Genomic DNA, 24,905 nt, shown 5'->3' on the forward strand with positions numbered 1-24,905 from the left:
GCCGCCCGATTCCACGGGAAGTGTTCTGGGACCAGCAGAGGGTGACCGGGGAAACGGGGGCGGCCTTGCGCCGCCCCGCGATCAAAGCAGAGGAAACTGAAGGTCAGGCCGCGTGCTGGCGCTTGATTTGCGCCTTGCGTACCTGGGCCCGGCAAGCATCGCCGAAAGCCTGGAAGATCTTTATCGAGTCAGGGTTCTTCGCCGCCTGCCATTCAGGGTGCCACTGCACCGCGAACAAGAACGGCGAAATGCTTGGCGCATGAATCGCTTCGACCAGGCCATCTTCGGCACGGGCGATCGCTTCAATACCGGCGCCGAGCTTGTGCAGGCCTTGGCCATGCAGCGAGTTGACGCGAATCTCGTCGGTACCCAGGGTGTCGTGCAGCCAGCTGCCCGGCTGGATCTTCACCCCATGCACCTGGGCGTACTGCACTTCGACCGGGTCTTCCGGGTTTTCCCGGTGGTCATTGAACCCAGGTTCGGCATACACCTTCTGGTAAATGTCGCCACCCAGGGCCACGTTGATTTCTTGCATGCCGCGGCAGATGCCGAAAATGGGCAGGCCACGCTTGATCGCCGCCTTGACCAGCGGAATGTCGAACAGGTCGCGGTTCTGGTCCTGGCCTTTGCCTGGGGTCTGGTTTTCCTGGCCATACAGGGCCGGGTCGATGTTGCTGCCAGCGCCAGTCAGGTAAACGCCGTCGGCCATGTCCAGGTAGGTCTCGAGGTCGTCAGTGCCGCAGCAGGTAGGCACCAACACCGGGACGCAATCGGAGAACTCGACCAGCGGGGTAATGTATTTGTGGGTCATGACCTGGTAGTCATGGCCTTTGCGCTCTTGGCTGCCCATGGTCATCAGGACGACGGGTTTGCGCAGGGAAGGTTGCTTGTTGCCAATGTTGCTGTTGGACATATGTCACCTTGGGACAGGTTCGACCTGTCGTTGTTGTGCAGGCGCACGGCGCGGGGCCTTGGGTGCTGCCTGTAGCCCCGAGCACTGCCGGCTCGTCAGAGGCGACGATTCCGGTCGGGGCTTGTAGATAGCTTGCCAGAGCCGTTCGATATGTCAAACGACGGAAGCGGGCTTTAACGCGGGGGATACGCCGTTTTCTGGGGGCTGAAACCGATGCGGGCCTGTGGCGGCGTGGGTTTGGCAGGGGCTGCGGTCAATAATATTTAACGATGCAGTTGGGTCATTGCAGCGGCGCAATGATTAGGTCGCTTGAAATCACCTTGGTCCATGTGTGCGGCCTTGTGTTGCGAAAGGGCCGCAAAGCGGCCCCTCGGATTTCAGCACTGTGCATAGATTGCCGGGGCTGCTGCGCAGCCCTCTCGCGACGCAAGGCCGCTCCCACAAAGTCCAGTGACAGGTCTTCAATCAGTGCAGTATCTGCGCCAGGAACGCCTTGGCCCGCTCGGTGCGCGGCTGGTTGAAGAACACCTGTGGCGGGCTGTCCTCGATGATCTGCCCTCCCTCAAGGAACAGCACCCGCTCGGCGACCTGCCGGGCAAAGCCCATTTCATGGGTGACGCACAGCATGGTCATGCCCGTGCCAGCCAACTGCACCAGCACGTCCAGCACCTCGGCGACCATTTCCGGGTCCAGCGCCGAAGTGGGCTCGTCGAACAGCATGATCCGCGGCTTCATGCACAGCGCCCGGGCGATTGCCACGCGCTGCTGCTGGCCGCCGGACAGCTGGCTGGGGTACTTGTGCGCCTGGCTTTCGATGCCGACCTTGCTCAGGTACATGCGTGCCCGCTCCTCGGCGTCCTTGCGTGACAGCCCGCGCACGCTGGTGGGGGCCAGCAGGCAGTTGTCGAGCACGCTCATGTGCGGGAACAGGTTGAAGTGCTGGAACACCATGCCGATGTCGCTGCGTACCTGTGCGGCCTCGCGCGTGGTGGCCGCCAGGTCGATGCCGTCCACCTGGATGCTGCCCTGCTGGGCGATTTCCAGGCGGTTGATGCAACGGATCAGGGTCGACTTGCCCGAGCCGGACGGCCCGCACAGCACGATGCGTTCGCCTTCGCGCACCTGCAGGTCGATGTCACGCAGCACGTGGAACGCGCCATAGTGCTTGTTCAGGCCTTCGATGCGTATCAGCACCGAACGCGGGTCGGGTTCGGGGGCAAGGGTGGCAAGGCTCAGTGGTGCGGTCATCTTGTTGTTCTCCCGCGTGGGTTCAGTCGAAACGGGTCGCGCTGTAAGGCGCGGGGTCGGTGAAGGGGGGCTCGCCAGTGAGCAGCTCGGCCAGCAGCCGACCGCAGACCGGGCCCAGCGTGAGGCCGTGATGGGCGTGACCGAAGTTGAACCACAGCCCTGGGTGGCGCGGCGCCGGCCCGATCACCGGGCGCATGTCGGGCAGGCAGGGGCGGCGGCCCAGCCATGGTGTGTCGTCCAGCCGTTCGCCGAGGGCCGGGAACAGCTTGCGCGCCAAGGCCTCGCAGCGACCCAGCTGAATCTGATTGCCAGGCGCACTGGCTGCGTCGAACTCGATGCCGGTGGTCAGGCGCACGCCGCGCGCCATCGGCGCCAGTACATAGCCGCCTTGGGTGTCGCAGATCGAGTGCTCCAGCTGAGCGCCGTCACGGGTGCTGTAGTGCATGTGGTAGCCCCGCTTGATGGCCAGCGGGATCTGGTAGCCCAGGCCGCTGAACAGGTCGGCTGACTGAGGCCCAAGGCAGGCCACCACCTCGTCGGCAGTGATCGGGCCACGCTGGCTCTCTACCCGCCATTGGCCATTGGCCTGGCGCAGGCTGCGCGCATCGCCATGCACGAACTGCCCGCCGCGCTGCAGGAACAGCGCCGCATAGCCACGGGTGAGCGCGCCGGGGTTGTTCACGGTTTTCGGGTCGAGCCAGTGGATGCCACCGACCACGGTGGCGTCCAGCTGATGTTCACGTGCCTGCAGCTGCCCGCATTCAAGGATTTCGAACCGCAAGCCGTAGCGGCTCAGGCCCTTGGCATCGGTTTTTGCCTGCTCGAACAGCGCGGGGTCGCGGAACACTTCGATCCAGCCTTTGGCTTGCACTAGGCCCTCCAGGCCGGCGGCAGCGATCAGCGCGTCATGCTCGTCGACACAGCGCTGCACCAGCGGCAACATATCGGCGGCGGCGCCGGCCAGGCGCCCGGGTGCCGACTGGCGCCAGTAACGCCACAGCCACGGTGCGGCCTTGGGCAGGTGCGCCAGGCTGTAGCGCACATCGGGCTGGCGGTTCAGGCCGTAGCGCAGCAGTGCGCCGAGTTTCCGCGGGAAGGCATAGGGGATGACACTGGAGCGCTCGATCAGCCCGGCGTTACCGTGGCTGGTGCCGCTGCCCGGTTCGTCGCGGTCGATCAGAATTACCTGGCGCCCGCGTGCCTGCAGGTGCAGCGCGGTGCTGACGCCGACGATGCCGGCGCCGAGGACAAGGGTCTGGCAATGCATGAAACGTATCCTTCGGTCAGTTCAGGTGGCGGCCCAGGCGGGCTTCCAGGTGTTTCAACAGGCGCCGCACCAGTTCGACGATCACCAGGTAGAGCACGGCGGCCCACAGGTAGATCTGGAAGTCGAAACTGCGCGAGAAGGCCAGTTTGGTCACGCCCATCAGGTCGTAGATCGTCACCAGCGAGGCGATCGCGCTGGCCTTGATCATCAGGATCAGTTCGTTGCCCAACGGGCCAATGGCCACCAGCAGCGACTGCGGCAATATCACCTTGAAGAACGTGGTCGAGCGCTTCAGGTTCAGCGCCCGCGCCGCTTCATGCTGGCCAGGCGCAACCGCCATCAGGCTGCCGCGGAAGATCTCGGCCTGATAGGCGGCAGTGTTCAGGGTGAACGCCAGCAAGGTGCAAAACCACGCATCCCGGAAGAACCACCACAGGCCGACGTCCTGCCAGAAGCCCTTGAGCGAACCCAGGCCGTAATACAGCAGGAACAATTGCGCCAGCAGCGGCGAGCCGCGGAAGAAGTACACGTAGCCGGCTGCCATGCGCTGCAGTACCAGGCTGCGAGACAGGCGGGCAAGGGCCAGCAGAAGGCCGAGCACAGCACCCAGGCTGAAGGAAATCGCCACCAGCTTGGCGGTTACCAGCAGGCCGTCAATGAAGCGCGGGCCGTAGCGTTCCAGCAGGTCGGGGTCAAGCACCATTGCCAGCAGTTGATCGAAGCTCATGCGCGTGCTCCTTGCAGGTGGCGGTTGCTGCGCCGTTCGATGTAGGCGAACACGCGCCCGGACAGTGCCGCGAACAGCAGGTAGCCCAGGCAGGCGACGCCGTAGAAGAACATCGGCTCCTTGGTTACGCTGACCGCCAGGTTGGTCTGGCGCATCAGGTCGACCAGCGAGATGGTCGACACCAGCGAGGTGTCCTTGAGCAGCGACAGCCAGTTGTTGGACAAGCCGGGCAGGGCGATGCGGGTCAGTTGCGGCAGCAACACCTTGAAGAAACCGGTGCGCTTGCTAAGCCCAAGCGCCGAGCAGGCTTCCAGCTGGCCCTTGGGCAGGGTCTTGAAGGCGGCCAGCCAGATCTCGCTGGAAAACGCGGCGAACACCAGGCTGAAGGCGATCATCGCGGCGAGGAAGGTGTTGATGAGGAACTCACCTTGGTAGCCCATGGCGGCGAGGATCTTCTGCGCGGCGATCTGGCAGCCGTAATAGATGATCAGCAACGTCAGCAGCTCGGGCAGGCCGCGGAAGACAGTGGAAAAAGTGGTGGCCCAGGCCCGTGGCAGGCGTTTGCGTGAGCGCGCCGCCAGGGCGACCACCAGGCCCAGTGGCAGGCCGATGGGCAGGCATGCCAAGGCCAGGGAAACGGTAACCAGCGCGCCGGCCAGCAGCGCCTGGCCCCAGCCTCCGCTGGCGAAAGACAGCAAGGACAATTGATCGAGCATGACGAACCTCTTGGGCAGGTTATGCGGCCTTGTGGGAGCGGCCTTGCGTCGCGAACGGGCTGCGTAGCGGCCCAGGGTTTATGCAACTGCAGAGATTGCCGGGGCCGCTACGCGGCCCTGTCGCGACGCAAGGCCGCTCCCACAGGGGGGGCGCACAACTTCCTGAAGATCAGTTGTAGATATCGAAAGCAAAGTACTTGCTGGCGATCTTCTGGTAGGTGCCGTTGGCCACGATCTGTTGCAGCGCGGTATTCAGGCGCTGGCGCAGGGCTTCGTCGTCCTTGCGCACAGCGATCGCGGCATCGGCCTTGGTGTCGGCCACGTCGCCAAGGATCTTGCAGCAATCCCCGCCGTTCTTGTTCATCCACTCGTGCAGCGGGAATTTGTCGGCAATCACGCCGTCCAGGCGGCCGGCCGCCAGGTCTGCGTTGGCTTCGTCCATGGTCGGGTACAGTTTCACGTCGGCACCGGCCTTGCCGTACACGTCTTCGGCGTAGATGGCCTGGGTAGAGGAAGACTGCGCACCGACGGTGTAGCCGACAAAGTCGGTCTGGGCGCTGTCGATCTTGCTGTCCTTGGCAACCGCCACGGTCAGGGGCGTGCGGTAGTAGTGCTCGGTGAAGGCGATCTTCTTGCGTCGCTCTTCGGTGTCGATCATCGATGCCACTATCGCGTCATACTTGCGCGCCATCAGGGCGGGGATGATGCCTTCCCAGTCCTGCGCCACCAGCGTGCATTCGACTTTCATCTGTTCGCACAGGGCATGGGTGATGTCGACATCGAAGCCATGCAGCTTGTTATCGGCGTCTACATAGTTGAAGGGCGGGTAGGCACCCTCGGTGGCGAACCGCAGGGTTTCAGCGCTGGCGGCACCCGCCAGCAGCAGGGCGCACGCACCCAGCAAGGCCATGGACTTGTTCATCTCGCACCTCATTGCACTCTTGCTATTGTTGTTTGCCCGTCGACCACGAGGTGTAGCCGACGAATTCGTTATGTAGAGCGGCAGTTGCTTCCAAGCGTTTTTCAACATCCGGTCCGAGCTTCTTGCAGACCTCGTTGACCATCAGATGCACCCACGACAGCATCGTCGAGGTGGATTCCCAGAACAGGTTGAATTCGGTGGGGATGCGGAACACCTCGTCGGCATTGGCATCCGCCCAGTCACAGAAGGTGTCGGTCACCAAGGTGACCGCAATGCCAGCCTCGCGCGCCTTCTGGCACAGCATCAGGGCATGGCGGGAATAACGGCGCGCCTCGAACACCACCAGGGCGCTGTCTTCGGCGCGGCCCAGCAGCACTTCGCCGAAGTGCCCGGCGCTGATGTCCACCAGTTGCACACCATCGCGCAGGTATTGCAGCAGGTGGCTCATGCACATGGCGATGCCGCGCTCGGTCTGGAAACCGGCGATGAACACCCGCGGTGTGCTCGCCACGCGTTGCGCCACGGTGTGCCAGGCGGGGCTCTGGCGGTATTCGTGTACGCGCACCAGGGCGGCGATTTCCAGCTCCAGGCTGCCGGCGTTGTCGCTGGCGTCCTGGTTCTGGCGGTAATCTTGCAGACGATCGCCTACCAGCCACGGGCCATCGCCCAGATCGTTCTGCAGGTCTTGCTTAAGCGCCTTGAGGTGGGCATAACCCAGTGAGCGACAGTAGCGCCCGACGCTGGATTCGCTGACGCCCAGCTTGGCGGCAATGCTGGCCGAGGTCTGGAACGGCAGTTCGTGCAGGTTGGCAAGCATGTAGGTGGCGATCTTGCGACCCGAGGCAGCGGCCCCTTCGAGGCTGTTTTCCAGGCGTTGCTTGATCAGTTGGCTCATGCTGCGGCTCCAGGAGTGAGGCTTGGGAAGAAAATGAATGTTTTCTGTCATCAAGTCAACATTTGACAGATTGCTGTCACATGAAGGAAAGTTTTTGTCGTTGCAACGCTGTAGCCATTCCAAAATCAACAAGGAGCTTCAGATGTCCGCACCTTCCACCAGCACCGTTGTGCGCGTGCCTTTTACCGAGCTGCAAAGCCTGTTGCAGGCCATTTTCCAGCGCCATGGGTGCAGCGAGGCCGTGGCCCGGGTGCTGGCCCACAACTGCGCCAGCGCCCAGCGTGATGGCGCCCATAGCCATGGGGTGTTCCGCATGCCCGGTTATGTCTCGACCTTGGCCAGCGGCTGGGTCGATGGCCAGGCCACGCCACAGGTCAGCGACGTGGCCGCCGGCTATGTGCGTGTCGATGCTGCGGGCGGTTTTGCCCAGCCAGCACTGGCGGCGGCCCGTGAGCTGTTGGTGGCGAAGGCGCGCAACGCAGGCATTGCCGTGCTGGCGATCCACAACTCGCACCACTTCGCCGCGCTATGGCCGGATGTCGAGCCGTTCGCCGAAGAGGGCCTGGTAGCCCTTAGCGTGGTCAACAGCATGACCTGCGTGGTGCCGCATGGTGCGCGCAAGCCGCTGTTCGGTACCAACCCCATCGCTTTTGCTGCGCCTTGCGCCGAGCATGACCCGATCGTTTTCGACATGGCCACCAGTGCCATGGCCCATGGCGATGTGCAGATTGCCGCGCGCGCCGGCCAGCAATTGCCGGAGGGCATGGGGGTGGATGCCGATGGCCAGCCGACCACCGACCCGAAGGCGATCCTGGAAGGCGGCGCCCTGCTGCCATTTGGCGGGCACAAGGGCTCGGCGTTGTCGATGATGGTCGAGCTGCTGGCGGCGGCGCTGACCGGCGGTCATTTCTCCTGGGAGTTCGATTGGTCCGGGCATCCGGGGGCGAAAACGCCATGGACCGGGCAGTTGATCATCGTCATCGACCCAGGCAAGGCCGAGGGCGAGCGCTTTGCCCAGCGCAGCCGCGAGCTGGTGGAGCACATGCAGGCGGTGGGGCTGACGCGCATGCCGGGCGAGCGGCGCTACCGTGAGCGCGAGGTGGCCGAGGAGGAGGGGGTGGCGGTGACCGAGCAGGAGTTGCAAGGCCTGAAAGAGCTGCTTGGCTGATCTGGCTCCTTCGCGGGTAAACCCACAGGTGCCTGAGCTGTTCCCAGGCTGTGCGCTGAACCCGTAGGAGCGGGTTTACCCGCGAAGAATCCAGCACGAATTTCCAGCCATGCAATGTTGCATAGACAACCTTGCACAATAGTGGATGTTCCTGAGCCCGCTCTGCGGGTATGCTCAGGGCTGACTTTCCGTACCGTCCTGATCCAAGGAGCTGCACGCTGTGTTCAAACATGTCGATGCCTATGCCGGCGACCCGATCCTCTCGTTGATGGAAACCTTCAAGGCCGACCCGCGCGCCGACAAGGTCAACCTGAGTATTGGCCTGTACTACGATGAGGCTGGCGTGGTGCCGCAACTGGCGGCGGTGGATGCGGTGGAAAAACGCATTGCCGGTCAGGACCACGAAGCCTCCCTGTACCTGCCGATGGAAGGCCTGGCCAGCTACCGCCAAGCCATCCAGGCGCTGCTGTTCGGTGCTGATCACCCGGCCGTGACCGGCGGCCGGGTGGCCACCGTACAGACCGTGGGTGGCTCCGGCGCCCTGAAGGTTGGTGCCGACTTCCTCAAGCGCTACTTCCCGCAGTCCGAAGTCTGGGTCAGCAACCCGACCTGGGACAACCACCGCGCCATCTTCGAAGGTGCAGGCTTCAAGGTGCACACCTACCCGTACTTCGACCAGGCCACCCGTGGCGTGGACTTCGACGGCATGCTGGCCACCTTGCAGAGCCTGCCGGCCAACAGCGTGGTGCTGCTGCACCCGTGCTGCCACAACCCTACCGGTGCCGATCTGCAGCAGCACCAGTGGCAACAAGTGGTCGAAGTGGTCAAGGCGCGCCAGCTGATCCCGTTCCTCGACATCGCTTATCAAGGCTTCGCCGAAGGCTTGGTAGAAGACGCCTACGCTATCCGCGAAATGGCCCGTGCCGGCGTGCCGTGCCTGGTCAGCAACTCCTTCTCGAAAATCTTCTCGCTGTATGGCGAGCGGGTGGGCGGCCTGTCGGTGGTGTGCGATGACGAGGCCACTGCCCAGAGCGTGCTTGGCCAGCTGAAGGCCACCGTGCGCCGCAACTACTCCAGCCCGCCCAACTTCGGCGCCCAGCTGGTTGCTGGCGTACTGAGCGATGCTGGCCTGAATGCCCAGTGGGCCGAAGAAGTCGAAGTGATGCGCAAGCGTATCCTCGACATGCGCCAGGCGTTGGTCGATGCCCTGGCCGTGCTGCTGCCGGGCCAGGACTTCCAGTTCTTCCTGCGCCAGCGCGGCATGTTCAGCTACACCGGCTTTAGCGTCGAGCAGGTACGTCGCCTGCGTGACGAGTTCGGCGTGTACCTGATCGACAGCGGCCGTGTGTGCATGTCCGGCCTGCGCCCGGCCAACCTGCAACGGGTTGCCGAAGCGTTCGCTGCCGTTCAGAAGTAACTCGCCAAGGGGCCAGCTGCGGCCCCTCCTGTGGGGCGCGGTTGGACTTTGTGGGAGCGGCCTTGCGTCGCGAAAGGGGGGCGGAGCGCCCCCACGATTGCAGCTTTGCCGCTGACATTGCTGGGGGCGCTTTGCGGCCCTTTCGCGACGCAAGGCCGCTCTCACGGGCCGCTCCCACAGGCCCCCAGGCCGCGACATTCCACCGAACGACACCAGCAATGCCTTCCACTTGTAAAGACAAGTGCAACCGCTCCTCGGAAAAGGGCTTCGCAAGTGCAACCTTTCCGTGCACAATCGCGCCCCTCTTTTCCGGTTGAGTTGGGCGAAACGTCTATTTCGCCATTCTCAGCCTGTTGCAGTCTTGCGAGTGGAGCTTCACCCGGAATGAATGAGCAGGCCCCAAGCGTTGAACAACGCTTTGCAGAATCGACCCCCGCCGCCCTCGGCACTTGGGCGCGTCACGACACCACCTGGATGCTGGGCCTGTTCGGCACAGCCATCGGCGCCGGGACACTGTTCCTGCCGATCAACGCCGGCCTTGGCGGCTTCTGGCCGCTGTTGATCCTGGCCGTGCTGGCCTTCCCGATGACCTATTTCGCCCATCGCGGGCTGACCCGTTTCGTCCTTTCCGGGCGCGATGGCAGCGACATCACCGAAGTGGTCAAGGAGCATTTCGGCATCACCGCCGGTGCCTCGATCACCGTGCTGTACTTCTTCGCCATCTTCCCGATTCTGCTTATCTACAGCGTGGCGCTGACCAACACCGTGTCCAGCTTCATGGAACACCAGCTGCACATGCAGCCGCCGCCACGGGCAATCCTGTCATTCGTGCTGATCCTCGGCCTGCTGGCCATCGTGCGCTGCGGGGAGCAGGCCACGGTCAAGGTCATGAGCCTGCTGGTCTACCCGTTCATCGTTGCGCTGGCGTTGCTGGGCCTGTACCTGGTGCCGCACTGGACCGGTGGCATTCTCGACAGCGCCACAGAGGTGCCGCCGGCCTCGGCCTTCCTGCACACCCTGTGGTTGGCCATTCCTGTGATGGTGTTCTCGTTCAACCATTCGCCGATCATCTCGGCCTTTGCCGTCGACCAGAAGCGCCGTTACGGCGCGCACGCCGACGAGCGCAGCGGCCAGATCCTGCGTCGTGCCCACCTGCTGATGGTGGTGATGGTGCTGTTCTTCGTGTTCAGCTGCGTGCTCACCCTGAGCAGCGCCCAGCTGGCCGAAGCCAAGGCGCAGAACCTGTCGATCCTGTCGTACCTGGCCAACCACTTCAGCAACCCGACCATCGCGTTCGCTGCGCCGTTGATCGCCTTCGTGGCCATCGCCAAGTCGTTCCTCGGCCACTATATCGGTGCCAGCGAAGGCCTGAAGGGCATCATCGCCAAGACCGGTGCGCGCCCAGGCGCCAAGGCCCTGGACCGCGTGGTTGCCGCACTGATGCTGGTGGTGTGCTGGATCGTCGCCACCCTCAACCCGAGCATTCTCGGCATGATCGAGTCGCTCGGCGGCCCGATTCTCGCGGTGCTGTTGTTCCTGATGCCGATGTACGCCATTCGCCGAGTGCCATCGATGCGCAAGTACAGCGGTGCGGCCTCCAACGTGTTCGTCGTTGTGGTCGGCCTGGTTGCGCTGACTTCGGTGGTGTACGGCCTTGTAAGCTGATTCACCCGTTTCATTCAAGAATGCCCGGGTCGCTTGTCGCCACCCGGGCATTTTTTTGCCTGATCAAGGGTTCAGCAGCGTTGCATTCCATCGTCCTTGGTGCATGCAAGCAGCCACCCTCCGCACAGGCTGGCCACCACGAACAGCACGCCCAAGCTTGCCGTTAGCGCGCTTTCTAAGCCTGCGACCAGAGTGCTCGTCAAACCGGCGCCGGCGAACAGCAATGTCGTATTGAGCGACGCTGCCGCACCTGCCTGACGCGGATAGCGCGCCAAAGCCTGGGTCGTTGCGGCGGGGCGTACCAGGGTTGTCCCGGTGGTACAGACAATCATCGGCAACAGAACACCCAGTACAGATAAACCTGCTACCCATTCCCACATCAATAGGGTGATGCCCGCCGTACTTATAAGCAGCAAGCCTGCTTTTATTTGAGCTTGCGGGCTTGCGCGACTGTTCAGGTAGGTCGCAGCCATGCCGCCGACGATGTATGCCAACCCATAGCCGATAAAGACCAGAGAGAATTGATAGGCCGTCAGCTCCAGCCTGCCCATCAGCAGCAAGGGCGCTATGACGATAAAGGAAAAATGGCAGGCAAAGGCGAGGCTGGACAGTATGGAATGCGCGAGATAGTTGGAGTCTCGCAGCATCACCCGATAACTGGACATGCTTGGCGCCCGGTCGCGCGCCGCAGGGGTGTCATGAAGCAGCACACACGATAACAGTGAAACGATTGCAGCGATGATCACGAATACCGTAAAGCTTGCCTTCCAGCCAAAGGACTGTTGAAGAAAAGCACCTGCCAGCGGTGACAGGGAGATGAACAACCCGCTCGCGCTTGTTAACAGGATGCGCATGGCATTACGTTGTGTACCGCTGTAGAGGTCCTGCACAAGCGCCTGGCCTAGCACGAGGCTGCCGCAACCCAGGGCCTGCACCAAGCGAAAGGCCATGAACGTTTCATAATGGGTTGAAACTACGCAACCGAGCGCCCCCACAATGGATACGCTCAACCCAGCGAGCAACAAACGCTTGCGCCCGATGCCATCCGACAGTGGGCCGATCACGATTTGCGCCATGGCCACACCAACAGCAAAAAAGCTCACTGAGTACGCAATCTGTTTTGTGTCGACCCGAAACTCATCTGAGAGCGCAGGGAATGATGGGAGGATTACGTCCAGAGGAAACACACCTAGCAGACATAACAAAATCAGCAACGTCGAGCACAGATGGCGCCGGAGCGAACCCGCGGGGCGGTTCATGCCATTAACCCCTCGATTGGAATTGCGAGAAATAGCTTTCGTCATCCAGTAAATCAGTACGCTAAAGATGTACAAGGTGAGCTTGGTAGCGAAACTTCCGATAGAGGTGTAGGAATTGTAGGGGGAGGTCGGGATGGGCGTTCGGCAACGGTGAGGCCACTGGCCATAACCGCGGCTATCGGCATTTTTTGTCCACAAAAATCGTCCGGCAATGGAACAATTTCACCTGCCCCCATAGGCACCCGGCTGCCTTCATGCTTAACTCAGTGTCCTTTTCAAACCCCGCATAAGGATTTCGTCATGGCTCAAGTGACTCTCAAAGGCAACCCGGTCCAGGTCAACGGCAACCTGCCACAGGCCGGCGCCCAGGCTCCGGCTTTCTCCCTGGTAGGTGAAGGCCTGGCTGACAAGTCGCTGAAAGACTACGCCGGCAAGCGCAAGGTGCTGAATATCTTCCCAAGCGTCGATACCCCAACCTGCGCCACCTCGGTGCGCAAGTTCAACGCCCAGGCCAACGACGTTGCCAACACCGTGGTGCTGTGCATCTCGGCTGACCTGCCGTTCGCCCAGGCACGTTTCTGCGGCGCCGAAGGGCTGGACAATGTGAAGAACCTGTCGACCCTGCGTGGCCGCGAGTTCCTCGAAAACTACGGCGTAGCCATCGCCGACGGCCCGCTGGCCGGCCTGGCCGCCCGCGCCGTGGTGGTGCTGGACGAGAACGACAAGGTGCTGCACAGCGAACTGGTTGGCGAAATTGCTGACGAGCCGAACTACGACGCGGCGCTGGCTGTACTGAAGTAAGGATTGCGTGGGGCAGGGCGGGCGTCTGTAGCCTGTGATGGCCTCTTCGCGGGTAAACCCGCTCCTACAACGTGCGGCACAGGTTTCAACGGCTGTGACATCCCCGTAGGAGCGGGTTCACCCGCGAAAGGGCCAGACCAGGCAACCGAACCTTCAGGCTCGCCACCGCTCCAAGCAACACCCTGTAACGGCCCGGAACACGTTCCGGGCCGTTTTCATTTAAAATTCCGCCGCTTGGCAACGTCAGGCAAAGGTAAACCTCTGGTAAAGGCCCTTTGCTAAAACGATGGCAGTGCTTATCGTTCATCCTCCCCAAGTCGTCATTCCGAACAAGGTTCGTTCAACCCATGCAAGCGTCCAATTCCCGTTCCCTTCGTCGCTGGCTCGTCGGCCTGCTGATCCTGCTGCTGGTGGCTGCACTGGCCTGGTGGCTGTGGCCCGCAGCGACGCCTGCGCATAAAGAAGCCAGTGGCATGCGCGGTGGCAAGGGCATGGGCATGATCGGCGGCCGCCCAGGTTTTGGCGGCTCCAGTGACCCGGTACCCGTACGTGTCGTGCCGGTGCGGACAGGCGACTTCCCCCTCTACTACAAAGCCTTGGGCACGGTCACCGCGACCAATACGGTCAATGTGCGCAGCCGCGTGGCTGGCGAACTGGTGAACATCCACTTCAAGGAAGGCCAGCGCGTCAAGGCTGGCGACCTGCTGGCCGAAATCGACCCGCGCCCTTATCGCATCGCCCTGCAGCAGGCCGAAGGCACCTTGGCGCAGAACCAGGCGCAGTTGAAGAATGCTCAGGTCGACCTGGCCCGCTATAAAGGCCTGTACGCCGAAGACAGCATCGCCAAGCAAACCCTGGACACTGCCCAAGCCCAGGTTGCGCAGTTCCAGGGGCTGGTCAAGACCAATCAGGCACAGGTCAACGACGCCCGCCTGAACCTCGATTTCACCCAGATCCGTGCGCCGATCAGTGGCCGTGTGGGCCTGCGCCAGCTCGATCTGGGCAACCTGGTGGCCGCCAACGACACCACCGCGCTGGTGGTCATCACCCAAACCGAGCCGATCAACGTCGCCTTCACCCTGCCGGAAACCGAACTGAGCACTGTGCTGGAGCGCTACCGCAGTGGCGCCAGCCTGCCGGTCGAGGCCTGGGACCGCGGTGACAGCAAGCTGCAGTCCACCGGTGTGCTGGGCAGCATCGACAACCAGATCGACACCACCACCGGCACGCTGAAGTTCAAAGGCCGCTTCGAGAACAAGGACCTGGCCCTGTTCCCCAACCAGTTCGTCAACGTGCGCTTGCTGGCCGACACCCTCAAACAGGTGGTCATGGCCCCGGCCGCGGCCATCCAGTTTGGCAACGATGGCACCTTTGCCTATGTGGTCAACGAGAAGAGCACCGTCAATGTCCGCAAGCTCAAGGTGGGCGCCAGCGATGGCGAGAACAGCGTCATTCTCGACGGCTTGAAGGCCGGCGACCGCCTGGTGCTGGAAGGCACCGACCGCCTGCGCGAAGGCACCCAGGTGGAAGTGGTCGAAGACAGCTCGCAAGTGCCGACCACCCCGGGCCAGCACCTGCAAGGGCAGGAAACCAAGGGCGCGGCGCAAACAGATGAAGCACAACCTGGCAACACAGCAGGCAAGGCGGGCGCATGAACCTCTCGCGCCTGTTCATCCTGCGCCCGGTCGCCACCACGCTGAGCATGCTGGCCATCGTGCTGGCTGGCCTGATCGCCTACAAGTTGCTGCCGGTTTCCGCCTTGCCGCAGGTGGATTACCCGACCATTCGCGTCATGACCCTGTACCCCGGCGCCAGCCCGCAGGTGATGACCAGCGCTGTCACCGCGCCACTGGAGCGCCAGTTCGGCCAGATGCCGGGCCTGGAACAGATGGCCTCGACCAGTTCTGGCGGCGCGTCGGTGCTGACCTTGCGTTTCAACCTCGACATGAACATGGACGTTGCCGAGCAACAGGTGCAGGCCGCGATCAACGCCGCCAGCAACCTGCTGCCCAGTGACCTGCCGGCACCGCCGGTGTACAACAAGGTCAACCCGGCCGACACCCCGGTGCTGACCCTGGCCATCTCCAGCAAGACCATGCCGCTGCCCAAGCTCAACGACCTGGTCGATACCCGCGTGGCGCAAAAGCTGGCGCAAATCAGCGGCGTGGGCATGGTCAGCATTGCCGGTGGCCAGCGCCAGGCGGTACGCATCAAGGTCAACGTCGACGCCCTGGCGGCCAATGGCTTGAATCTGGATGACGTGCGCACGCTGATCGGTGCCTCCAACGTCAACCAGCCCAAAGGCAACTTCGACGGCCCGACCCGGGTGTCGATGCTCGATGCCAACGACCAGCTGCGTTCTCCCGAGGAATACGCCAACCTGATCCTGGCCTACAACAACGGTGCGCCGCTGCGCCTGAAAGATGTGGCCGAAATCGTCGACGGCGCCGAGAACGAGCGGCTGGCCGCCTGGGCGAACGAGAACCATGCTGTGCTGCTGAACATCCAGCGTCAGCCGGGCGCCAACGTGATCGAAGTGGTCGACCGCATCAAGGACCTGCTGCCGTCGATCACCGACAACCTGCCGGCCGGCCTCGATGTCTCGGTGCTGACCGACCGCACCCAGACCATTCGTGCCGCGGTCAAGGACGTGCAGCACGAACTGCTGATCGCCATCGTTCTGGTGGTGATGGTCACCTTCGTCTTCTTGCGCCGCTTCAGCGCCACCCTCATTCCGTCGATTGCCGTGCCACTGTCGCTGATCGGGACGTTCGGGGTCATGTACCTGGCCGGGTTCTCGGTCAACAACCTGACACTCATGGCCCTGACCATCGCCACCGGCTTTGTGGTCGATGATGCCATCGTCATGCTGGAGAACATCTCCCGGCATATCGAAGAGGGCGAGACGCCCATGCAGGCGGCGCTCAAGGGCGCCAGGCAGATTGGCTTCACCCTGATTTCGCTGACCTTCTCGCTGATTGCGGTCCTGATCCCGTTGCTGTTCATGGCGGACGTGGTCGGTCGCCTGTTCCGCGAGTTCGCCATCACGCTGGCAGTCGCCATTCTGATTTCCCTGGTGGTGTCCCTGACCCTGACACCGATGATGTGCGCGCGTCTGCTCAAGCGCGAGCCCAAGGAAGAAGAACAAGGCCGCTTCTACCGTGCCAGTGGCGCCTGGATCGACTGGCTGATCAAGCACTACGGCAGTGCCCTGCAGTGGGTGCTCAAGCATCAGCCGCTGACCTTGCTGGTGGCGGTGGCCAGCCTGGTGCTCACGGTGTTCCTGTACATGGTCGTGCCCAAGGGCTTCTTCCCGGTGCAGGACACGGGGGTGATCCAGGGTATTTCCGAAGCGCCGCAGTCCACCTCGTTCGCCGCCATGAGCGAACGTCAGCAGGCCCTGAGCAAGGTCATCCTGCAAGACCCGGCCGTGCAAAGCCTGTCGTCCTACATTGGCGTAGACGGCGACAACGCCACGCTCAACAGTGGTCGCCTGCTGATCAACCTCAAGCCCCACGGCGAGCGCGATGTCAGCGCCAGCGAAGTGATCAGCCGCCTGCAGCCGCAGGTCGACCGGCTGGTGGGCATCCGCCTGTTCATGCAGCCGGTGCAAGACCTGAGCATCGAGGACCGGGTCAGCCGGACCCAGTATCAGTTCAGCCTGTCGTCGCCGGACGCCGACCTGCTGGCGCAGTGGAGTGGCAAGCTGGTGCAGGCGCTGCAGCAGCGCCCGGAACTGGCCGATGTGGCCAGCGACCTGCAGGACAAGGGCTTGCAGGTGTACCTGGTCATCGACCGTGACATGGCCAGCCGCCTGGGGATCAGCGTGTCGCAGATCACCAATGCCCTGTACGACGCCTTCGGCCAGCGGCAGATCTCGACCATCTACACGCAGGCCAGCCAGTACCGCGTGGTGTTGCAGTCCAAGGACGCCGCAACGATCGGCCCGCAGGCGCTGGAGTCGATCCACGTCAAGGCCACCGATGGCGGCCAGGTGCGCCTTTCGGCGCTGGCGCGGATCGAGCAGCGTCAAGCCCAGCTGGCTATTTCTCACATCGGCCAGTTCCCGGCAGTGACCTTGTCGTTCAACCTGGCTCACGGCGCGTCGCTGGGCGAAGCCGTGCAGGTGATCGAGCAGGTGCAGCAGGACATCGGCATGCCGCTGGGTGTGCAAACCCGCTTCCAGGGTGCGGCCGAGGCCTTCCAGGCATCGTTGTCGAGCACCTTGCTGCTGATTCTGGCGGCGGTGGTGACCATGTACATCGTGCTGGGGGTGCTGTACGAAAGCTACATCCACCCGATCACCATCCTCTCGACCCTGCCGTCGGCGGCGGTCGGCGCCTTGCTGGCTTTGCTCATCAGCGGTAACGACCTGGGCATGATCGCCATCATCGGCATCATCCTGCTGATCGGTATCGTCAAGAAGAACGCGATCATGATGATCGACTTCGCCCTGGAGGCCGAGCGCCATCAGGGCATGAGCCCGCGCGATGCCATCTACCAGGCGGCGCTGCTGCGCTTCCGGCCGATCCTGATGACCACCCTGGCCGCGCTGTTTGGTGCGGTGCCGCTGATGCTTGCCACCGGTTCCGGTGCCGAACTGCGCCAGCCACTGGGCCTGGTGATGGTCGGCGGGTTGCTGGTCAGCCAGGTGCTGACGCTGTTCACCACCCCGGTCATCTACCTGTACTTCGATCGCCTGGCCCGCCGCCTGCGCCCGGCCACTGATGTGAAGCAGGCCCAGGCATGAACCTGTCCGGGCCTTTCATCCGTCGCCCGGTGGCGACCATGCTGTTGAGCCTGGCGATCATGCTGCTGGGTGGGGTCAGCTTTGGCTTGCTACCGGTGGCGCCACTGCCGCAAATGGACTTCCCGGTGATCGTGGTGTCGGCGAACCTCTCTGGTGCCAGCCCCGAGGTCATGGCGTCCACCGTGGCCACACCGCTGGAACGCAAGCTGGGCAGCATTGCCGGCGTCACCACGCTCACCAGCAGCTCCAACCAGGGGTCGACACGGGTAATCATCGGCTTCGAGATGGGCCGTGACATCGATGGCGCAGCCCGTGAGGTGCAAGCGGCGATCAACGCTACCCGCAACCTGCTGCCCAGTGGCATGCGTAGCATGCCCACCTACAAGAAGATCAACCCGTCGCAGGCGCCGATCATGGTGCTGTCACTGACTTCGGATGTGTTGCAGAAGGGCCAGCTGTATGACCTGGCCGACACCATCCTTTCACAGAGCCTGGCTCAGGTATCGGGGGTAGGGGAGGTGCAGATCGGCGGCAGTTCGCTGCCGGCCGTGCGCATTGCCGTCGAGCCGCAACTGCTCAACCAGTACAACCTGTCGCTGGACGAAGTGCGCACCGCCGTGTCCAACGCCAACCAGCGCCGGCCCATGGGCTTTGTCGAGGACACCGAGCGCAACTGGCAGGTGCGGGCCAACGACCAGCTGGAAAGTGCCAAGGATTACGAGCCGGTGGTGATTCGCCAGCAGAACGGCACCATTCTGCGCCTGTCTGACGTGGCGACTGTCACCGACGGCGTTGAAAACCGTTACAACAGCGGCTTCTTCAACGACCAGGCAGCGGTGTTGCTGGTGGTCAACCGCCAGAGCGGCGCCAACATCATCGAAACGGTCGACCAGATCAAGGCGCAGCTACCGGCATTGCAGTCGTTGCTGCCCGCCAGCGTGCAACTGAACGTGGCCATGGACCGCTCGCCCGTGATCAAGGCTACCCTCAAAGAGGCCGAGCACACCCTGCTGATCGCCGTGGTGCTGGTGATCCTGGTGGTCTACCTGTTCCTCGGCAGCCTGCGCGCCTCGCTGATCCCCAGCCTGGCGGTGCCGGTATCGCTGGTGGGGACGTTCGCAGTCATGTACGTGTGCGGTTTCTCGCTCAACAACCTGTCGCTGATGGCGCTGATCCTTGCCACCGGGCTGGTGGTGGACGATGCCATCGTGGTGCTGGAAAACATCTCCAGGCACATCGAGAACGGCCAGCCACCGATGAAGGCGGCCTTCCTGGGCGCCAAGGAGGTGGGCTTCACCTTGCTGTCGATGAACGTGTCGCTGGTGGCGGTGTTCGTCTCCATCCTGTTCATGGGCGGCATCGTGCGCAACCTGTTCCAGGAGTTTTCCATCACCCTGGCGGCGGCGATCATCGTCTCGCTGGTGGTGTCGCTCACCCTTACACCGATGCTCTGCGCCCGCTGGCTCAAGCCGCACCAGGCCCAGCAGACACGCCTGCAGCGCTGGAGCGACAAGCTGCATCAGCGCATGGTTGCTGCCTATGACCGCAGCCTGGGCTGGGCCCTGCGCCACAAGCGCCTGACCCTGCTCAGCCTGTTGGCCACCATCGGCATCAACATCGCCCTGTACGTGGTGGTGCCCAAGACGCTGATACCCCAGCAGGATACCGGCCAGTTGATGGGCTTCATCCGGGGTGACGACGGCCTGTCGTTCACGGTGATGCAGCCGAAGATGGAAATCTACCGCCGCGCCTTGCTGGCCGACCCGGCAGTACAGAGCGTTGCCGGTTTCATCGGTGGCAACAGCGGTACCAACAACGCCATGGTGCTGGTGCGCCTGAAACCGATCAGCGAGCGCAAGATCGATGCGCAGAAGGTGATCGAACGCCTGCGCAAGGAGCTGCCCAAAGTGCCCGGCGGGCGCCTGTTCCTGATGGCCGACCAGGACCTGCAACTGGGTGGCGGTGGGCGTGACCAGACCTCCTCTCAGTACCTGTATACCCTGCAAAGTGGCGACCTGGCGGCGTTGCGCGAATGGTTTCCCAAGGTGGTCGCGGCGCTGCGTGCACTGCCTGAGCTGACCGCCATTGACGCCCGCGATGGTGCCGGTACCCAACAGGTGACGCTGGTGGTCGACCGTGACCAGGCCAAGCGCCTGGGCATCGACATGGACATGGTCACCGCAGTACTGAACAACGCTTACAGCCAGCGGCAGATCTCCACCATCTACGACAGCCTCAACCAGTACCAGGTGGTGCTCGAGATCAACCCGAAATACGCCTGGGACCCGAGCACGCTGGAGCAAGTGCAGGTGATCACCGCCGACGGCGCCCGGGTACCGCTGTCGACCATCGCCCACTACGAGAACAGCCTGGCCAACGACCGGGTCAGCCACGAAGGCCAGTTCGCTTCGGAAGACATCGCCTTCGACGTCGCCGAGGGCTACAGCCCCGATCAGGCCATGGCGGCACTGGAGCGCGCGGTGGCCAAACTGGGCCTGCCCGAGGAGGTGATTGCCAAGCTCGGCGGCACTGCCGATGCCTTTGCCCAGACCCAGCAGGGCCAGCCATTCATGATCCTTGGCGCACTGCTGCTGGTGTACCTGGTGCTGGGTATTCTGTATGAAAGCTACATTCACCCGCTGACCATTCTCTCGACACTGCCTTCGGCGGGCGTCGGTGCCTTGCTGGCGCTGTACGTCACCGGTGGCGAGTTCAGCCTGATCTCGTTGCTGGGGCTGTTCCTGTTGATCGGGGTGGTGAAAAAGAATGCCATCCTGATGATCGACCTGGCCTTGCAGCTGGAGCGCCATCAGGGCTTTTCGCCGGAAGAGTCGATTCGCCGGGCCTGCCTGCTGCGCCTGCGGCCGATCCTGATGACCACCCTGGCAGCGATCCTTGGCGCATTGCCGTTGCTGCTGAGCCAGGCTGAAGGCGCAGAAATGCGTCAGCCGCTGGGCCTGACCATCATCGGTGGCCTGGTGTTCAGCCAGATCCTCACCCTTTATACGACGCCGGTGGTTTACCTGTACCTGGACCGCCTGCGCCACCGTTTCAACCGTTGGCGCGGCGTGCGCACCGACGCCGCCCTGGAAACCCCGCTATGACTTTTGCCCAGACCCCACTTCACCGTGCCCTGCAGGCACTGACCCGTGGCCGTGGCTCGCGCCTGCTTGGTGCCGGGTTGTGCGTGGCCTTGCTCAGTGCCTGTACCCTGAGCCCGGACTACCACCGCCCCGAGCTGAACAGCACGGCGGCGCAGTTCAAGCACGCCGAAGGTTGGACCCAGGCCTCGCCGTCCGACGCCATCGCCCGTGGCGCCTGGTGGGAAATCTACGGTGATGCCGGGCTCAACGCGCTGGTCGAAGAGCTTAACCGCAGCAACCAGACCGTGGCGCAATCAGAAGCCCAGTACCGCCAGGCCCAGGCGCTGGTGCGCAGCAGCCGTGCGGCGCTGTTCCCCAGCCTGGACCTGAGCGCCAGCAAGAACCGTTCGGCGCAGGGCACCGGCAGCTCCAGTTCCAGCCTGTCCAATAACAGCAGCGGCATTCGCAACACCTACAACGCGCAGTTGGGCGTGAGCTGGGAGATCGACCTGTGGGGCAAGCTGCGCGAAACTCTGAATGCCAACGAGGCCAGTGCCGAAGCGAGTTTCGCCGACCTTGCGTCGATCCGCTTGAGCCAACAGTCGGAGCTGGTGCAGAACTACCTGCAATTGCGGGTGATCGATGAGCAGAAGCGCTTGCTGGAAGCCACCGTGGCGGCTTATGAGCGCTCGCTGCGAATGAACGAAAACCAGTACCGCGCCGGTGTCGCCGGCCCGGATGCCGTGGCCCAGGCCCGCACGCAGCTCAAAAGCACCCAGGCTGACCTGATTGACCTGATCTGGCAGCGTGCGCAATTCGAAAATGCCATCGCCGTGCTGCTGGGCAAGGCTCCGGCCGACTTCGCCCTGGCCGACAGCAAGGCGATTCCCGCGTTGCCGCAAATACCGGTTTCGCTGCCTTCGCAACTGCTGGAGCGGCGCCCGGACATCGCTGCAGCCGAACGCAACGTGATGGCGGCCAACGCCAACATCGGGGTGTCGCGGGCAGCCTACTTCCCGGACCTCAGCCTGAGCATGAGTGGTGGTTATTCCAGCAGCAGCTTCAGCAACTGGATCGAGCTGCCCAACCGCTACTGGTCGGTAGGCCCGCAGTTGGCGCTGACCCTGTTCGACGCCGGCAAACGCAGCGCCGAGGTCGACCGCACGGTGGCCGTGTATGACCAGACGGTGGCGCAGTACCGCCAGACCGTGCTGGACGGCTTCAAGGAAGTGGAAAACCTGCTGGTTCAACTGAAGGTGTATGGCGATGAAGCCGTGGTGCGCCAAGAGGCGCTTGACGCCGCCCGTGAGTCGTTGCGCCTGACCGAAAACCAGTACCGTGCCGGGCTGATCGGCTATCTGGATGTGGTCAACGTGCAAACCACGGCGCTGAGCAACGAGCGCAGTGTGCTGAACCTGCTGCAAGGGCGCCTGGTGGCCAGTGTGCAACTGGTGGCTGCGTTGGGCGGCGGCTGGGATGCAGAGCAGGCGTTTGCCGAGCAGAATTGACCAAACGCAGAGGGGGTAGGCTGCGGTTATTGGATCCATTCCCATTCGCAAAAACCCCGTGCGTTTCGCTTAAGCTTGAGTACAATCGTCAGCTTTTGTCGGGCCCCCTGTCCCGGCGCTGGAACTCTCAATGCTGACCGGTAGCTACTCCTCTTCGCTGGTGTTGATTTCGCTGTGCGTGGCGATACTGGCATCCTATACCGCCCTTGACCTGACCGGCCGCATCGCCACGGCCAAGGGCCGCGCTGCCTGCCTGTGGATGGGCGGCGGTGCGTTGGCCATGGGCATCGGCGTGTGGTCGATGCACTTCATTGGGATGCTTGCCTTCAGCTTGCCCATCGACTTGGGCTACGACCTGGCCCTGACCGCGTTCTCGCTGCTGATCGCTGTGCTGTCCTCGGGCTTTGCCTTGTGGCTGGTCAGCCAGCCGAGCCTGCCAGCGCTGCAGTTGGGGTTCGGCGCGCTGATCATGGGCGCCGGTATCGCCTGCATGCACTACACAGGCATGGCCGCGCTGCGCATGCTGCCTGGCATTGATTACGACCCGACGTTGTTCGGTGCTTCGCTGCTGATTGCCGTAGGCGCCTCGGCGGCGGCATTGTGGATTGCCTTCCGCCTGCGCACACACACACCCTATATACGGCAGATCCGCGGCCTGGCGGCGGTGGTCATGGGCGTTGCCATCGTGGGCATGCATTACACCGGCATGGCAGCGGCAAACTTCCCCGAGGGCAGCTTCTGCGGCGCGCTGGGGGGCGGGTTGCAGGGGGACAGCCTTGTTTACCTGGTGCTGATCACCACGCTGGCAGTACTGGCAGTGGCTTTGCTGACTTCGGTGCTGGACGCGCGTCTCGAGGCGCGTACTGCCGAGTTGGCCCGTTCGCTGACCTTGGCCAACCAGGAACTGACCCAACTGGCCTTGCACGACACCCTCACCGATCTGCCCAACCGTACCCTGCTGGCGGACCGCATCGAACAGGCCATTGCCAAAGTGGCGGAGCAGGGCGGTTGTTTTGCCCTGATGTTCATTGATCTGGACGGCTTCAAACCCGTCAACGATGCCTTTGGCCATCATATCGGTGACCTTCTGCTCAAAGCGGTGGCGGCCCGCCTGCGCGGCCACCTGCACAGCCAGGACACGCTGGCACGGATTGGCGGCGACGAATTCGTGCTGCTGGTGGAACTGCAGGAGCCGAACGATGCCATGGACGTGGCGGTCAAGCAGGTCAACCTGGTGTCCCGGCCTTTCCGCGTGGCCGAGCACGACCTGCAACTGTCGGCGAGCCTGGGCATCGTTCTGTACCCGGGCAATGGCCAGGACCAGCATGAGCTGCTGCGTAACGCCGACGCTGCCATGTACCATGCCAAGAGCGCCGGCAAGAACGGTTACAGCTTCTTCGATGTGTCGATGAACAGCAACGCGCGCCAGCAGTTGCAGCTGCTGCAGGACTTGCGCCTGGCGCTGGAGCAGCGCCAGTTCCGCTTGCATTACCAGCCCAAGTTCGACGCCCAGGCCTGCCAACCGATCGGTGCCGAAGCGTTGCTGCGCTGGGAGCACCCGCAGCAGGGCCTGCTGCTGCCTGACCGCTTCATCGGCCTGGCGGAAAAGACCGGCCTGATCATCCCCATTGGTGAGTGGGTACTCACTGAGGCCTGCCGTCAGATGCGTCAGTGGCTGGACCAGGGGCACCATGGCTGGCGCATGGCGGTGAACCTGTCGGCCATCCAGTTCTGCCATGCCGGCCTGGTCGACAGCGTGGCCCGCGCCCTGCAGCAGAACGGCTTGCCAGCCAACTGCCTGACACTGGAAATTACCGAAACCACCGCCATGCACGATGCCGATGCCAGCCTGACCGTGCTGCAGCGCCTGTCCGACATGGGCGTGGACTTGTCCATTGATGACTTTGGTACGGGCTATTCCAGCCTGATGTACCTCAAGCGCCTGCCAGCCAACGAGCTGAAAATCGACCGCGGTTTCGTACGCGACCTGGAGCAGGACAGTGACGATGCAGCGATTGTTTCGGCAATTGTCGCACTGGGCCAGGCGTTGGGCCTGCGTATCGTTGCCGAGGGGGTTGAAACCGACAAGCAGCAGGACTTCCTGACCCGTCTGGGGTGTGATTCGTTGCAGGGCTACCTGCTGGGCCAGCCTGTGCCGGCGGAGCAGTTCATGAGCAAGTTGCAGGCCATGGGCCCGGAACTCACTGCTGCGGGCTAGACGCTGTATGAAGAGCCTTGATACTCGGTCAGGCTGCGTTGAAAACAGAGCCTAGACTGCATCGCGCAAGGTAAAGGCGGGAATGAAGGCATCCATTTCCGCCTCGACGGCCTCGATGATGCGCTCTACATCGGCGGCGGCCATGATCGCTGCACAGGGGATGCCCGCAATCGCCAGCAGGGTTTCACCGCTGGCGCGGTCGAACAGCCGCGCAACCATGCTGCGTGGCGCATCCATGCTGGCCTCGAAACCCAACGGATGGAAATGCCAGCGCATCACCTGGCAGGCGTTGGGGAACGTCATCTTGTTCATGCCAGCCTCCTTGTCCGTACCTGGACGTGATGAGCG

At 63.1% G+C, this 24,905-nt stretch carries 18 protein-coding genes; 9 read left to right on the plus strand and 9 right to left on the minus strand.

The window, feature by feature from the left end:
- Nucleotides 1-103: 103 nt before the first annotated feature.
- The 7 genes from BJQ17_RS21395 to BJQ17_RS21425 all read right to left on the minus strand — a co-directional run bounded on the left by BJQ17_RS21395 (nucleotide 104) and on the right by BJQ17_RS21425 (nucleotide 6,688).
- Complete coding sequence (locus BJQ17_RS21395; RefSeq protein ID WP_004575279.1) at nucleotides 104-913, minus strand: gamma-glutamyl-gamma-aminobutyrate hydrolase family protein; 810 nt, start codon at nucleotides 911-913, stop codon at nucleotides 104-106.
- A gap of 465 nt (nucleotides 914-1,378) precedes the next feature.
- Nucleotides 1,379-2,161 (minus strand): amino acid ABC transporter ATP-binding protein, encoded by a 783-nt coding sequence (locus tag BJQ17_RS21400; protein ID WP_070096595.1) that lies wholly within the window; start codon nucleotides 2,159-2,161, stop codon nucleotides 1,379-1,381.
- 22 nt (nucleotides 2,162-2,183) lie between these two features.
- Entirely contained in the window at nucleotides 2,184-3,428 is a 1,245-nt protein-coding gene (locus BJQ17_RS21405; protein WP_070096596.1) for an FAD-binding oxidoreductase, read from the minus strand.
- A gap of 16 nt (nucleotides 3,429-3,444) precedes the next feature.
- Entirely contained in the window at nucleotides 3,445-4,155 is a 711-nt protein-coding gene (locus tag BJQ17_RS21410; protein ID WP_003247716.1) for an ABC transporter permease, read from the minus strand.
- Complete coding sequence (locus BJQ17_RS21415) at nucleotides 4,152-4,871, minus strand: ABC transporter permease (protein WP_003247720.1); 720 nt, start codon at nucleotides 4,869-4,871, stop codon at nucleotides 4,152-4,154. The genes BJQ17_RS21410 and BJQ17_RS21415 overlap by 4 nt, the downstream gene beginning before the upstream one ends.
- 169 nt (nucleotides 4,872-5,040) lie before the next feature.
- Entirely contained in the window at nucleotides 5,041-5,793 is a 753-nt protein-coding gene (locus BJQ17_RS21420; protein WP_003247722.1) for a transporter substrate-binding domain-containing protein, read from the minus strand.
- Between the two features lie 22 nt (nucleotides 5,794-5,815).
- Nucleotides 5,816-6,688: a MurR/RpiR family transcriptional regulator gene (locus tag BJQ17_RS21425; RefSeq protein WP_070096597.1), complete on the minus strand. Its 873-nt coding sequence runs from the start codon at nucleotides 6,686-6,688 to the stop codon at nucleotides 5,816-5,818.
- 142 nt (nucleotides 6,689-6,830) lie between these two features.
- Between BJQ17_RS21425 and BJQ17_RS21430 the strand changes: the two genes are divergently transcribed.
- The 3 genes from BJQ17_RS21430 (at nucleotide 6,831) to BJQ17_RS21440 (ending at nucleotide 10,938) form a co-directional block, all read left to right on the plus strand.
- On the plus strand, nucleotides 6,831-7,856 hold the full coding sequence (locus tag BJQ17_RS21430) for an Ldh family oxidoreductase (RefSeq protein ID WP_003247726.1): 1,026 nt from the start codon (nucleotides 6,831-6,833) through the stop codon (nucleotides 7,854-7,856).
- Nucleotides 7,857-8,076: 220 nt separating this feature from the next.
- Nucleotides 8,077-9,273: an aromatic amino acid transaminase gene (locus BJQ17_RS21435; RefSeq protein ID WP_003247729.1), complete on the plus strand. Its 1,197-nt coding sequence runs from the start codon at nucleotides 8,077-8,079 to the stop codon at nucleotides 9,271-9,273.
- A 384-nt stretch (nucleotides 9,274-9,657) separates the two neighbouring features.
- A complete protein-coding gene (locus BJQ17_RS21440) occupies nucleotides 9,658-10,938 on the plus strand; it encodes a serine/threonine transporter (protein WP_003247731.1) in 1,281 nt (426 codons plus the stop codon).
- 71 nt (nucleotides 10,939-11,009) lie between these two features.
- Here BJQ17_RS21440 and BJQ17_RS21445 read toward each other — a convergent pair whose 3' ends face one another.
- A complete protein-coding gene (locus BJQ17_RS21445; protein ID WP_003247733.1) occupies nucleotides 11,010-12,197 on the minus strand; it encodes a Bcr/CflA family efflux MFS transporter in 1,188 nt (395 codons plus the stop codon).
- Between the two features lie 300 nt (nucleotides 12,198-12,497).
- Between BJQ17_RS21445 and tpx the strand changes: the two genes are divergently transcribed.
- From tpx to BJQ17_RS21475, 6 genes are all read left to right on the plus strand, one after another.
- On the plus strand, nucleotides 12,498-12,998 hold the full coding sequence (gene tpx, locus BJQ17_RS21450; RefSeq protein WP_012052082.1) for a thiol peroxidase: 501 nt from the start codon (nucleotides 12,498-12,500) through the stop codon (nucleotides 12,996-12,998).
- Between the two features lie 347 nt (nucleotides 12,999-13,345).
- Nucleotides 13,346-14,653, plus strand: a complete 1,308-nt coding sequence (locus BJQ17_RS21455; protein ID WP_003247736.1) for an MdtA/MuxA family multidrug efflux RND transporter periplasmic adaptor subunit — start codon at nucleotides 13,346-13,348, stop codon at nucleotides 14,651-14,653.
- Complete coding sequence (locus tag BJQ17_RS21460) at nucleotides 14,650-17,748, plus strand: MdtB/MuxB family multidrug efflux RND transporter permease subunit (protein ID WP_003247738.1); 3,099 nt, start codon at nucleotides 14,650-14,652, stop codon at nucleotides 17,746-17,748. Before BJQ17_RS21455 ends, BJQ17_RS21460 begins: the two co-directional genes overlap by 4 nt.
- Nucleotides 17,745-20,852, plus strand: coding sequence for an efflux RND transporter permease subunit (locus BJQ17_RS21465; protein WP_003247741.1), 3,108 nt, complete (start codon nucleotides 17,745-17,747; stop codon nucleotides 20,850-20,852). Before BJQ17_RS21460 ends, BJQ17_RS21465 begins: the two co-directional genes overlap by 4 nt.
- A complete protein-coding gene (locus BJQ17_RS21470) occupies nucleotides 20,849-22,339 on the plus strand; it encodes an efflux transporter outer membrane subunit (protein WP_070096598.1) in 1,491 nt (496 codons plus the stop codon). Before BJQ17_RS21465 ends, BJQ17_RS21470 begins: the two co-directional genes overlap by 4 nt.
- 130 nt (nucleotides 22,340-22,469) lie before the next feature.
- Nucleotides 22,470-24,557 carry a bifunctional diguanylate cyclase/phosphodiesterase gene (locus BJQ17_RS21475; protein WP_003247744.1) on the plus strand — a complete coding sequence of 696 codons (2,088 nt, stop codon included), beginning with the start codon at nucleotides 22,470-22,472 and terminating at the stop codon, nucleotides 24,555-24,557.
- 51 nt (nucleotides 24,558-24,608) lie between these two features.
- Here the strand turns inward: BJQ17_RS21475 and BJQ17_RS21480 are convergent, their stop codons facing one another.
- Nucleotides 24,609-24,869, minus strand: coding sequence for a DUF1652 domain-containing protein (locus BJQ17_RS21480; protein WP_003247746.1), 261 nt, complete (start codon nucleotides 24,867-24,869; stop codon nucleotides 24,609-24,611).
- Nucleotides 24,870-24,905: the final 36 nt, after the last annotated feature.

The sequence above is a fragment of the Pseudomonas sp. NBRC 111139 genome, assembly GCF_001753955.1.
Lineage (GTDB): Bacteria > Pseudomonadota > Gammaproteobacteria > Pseudomonadales > Pseudomonadaceae > Aquipseudomonas > Aquipseudomonas alloputida.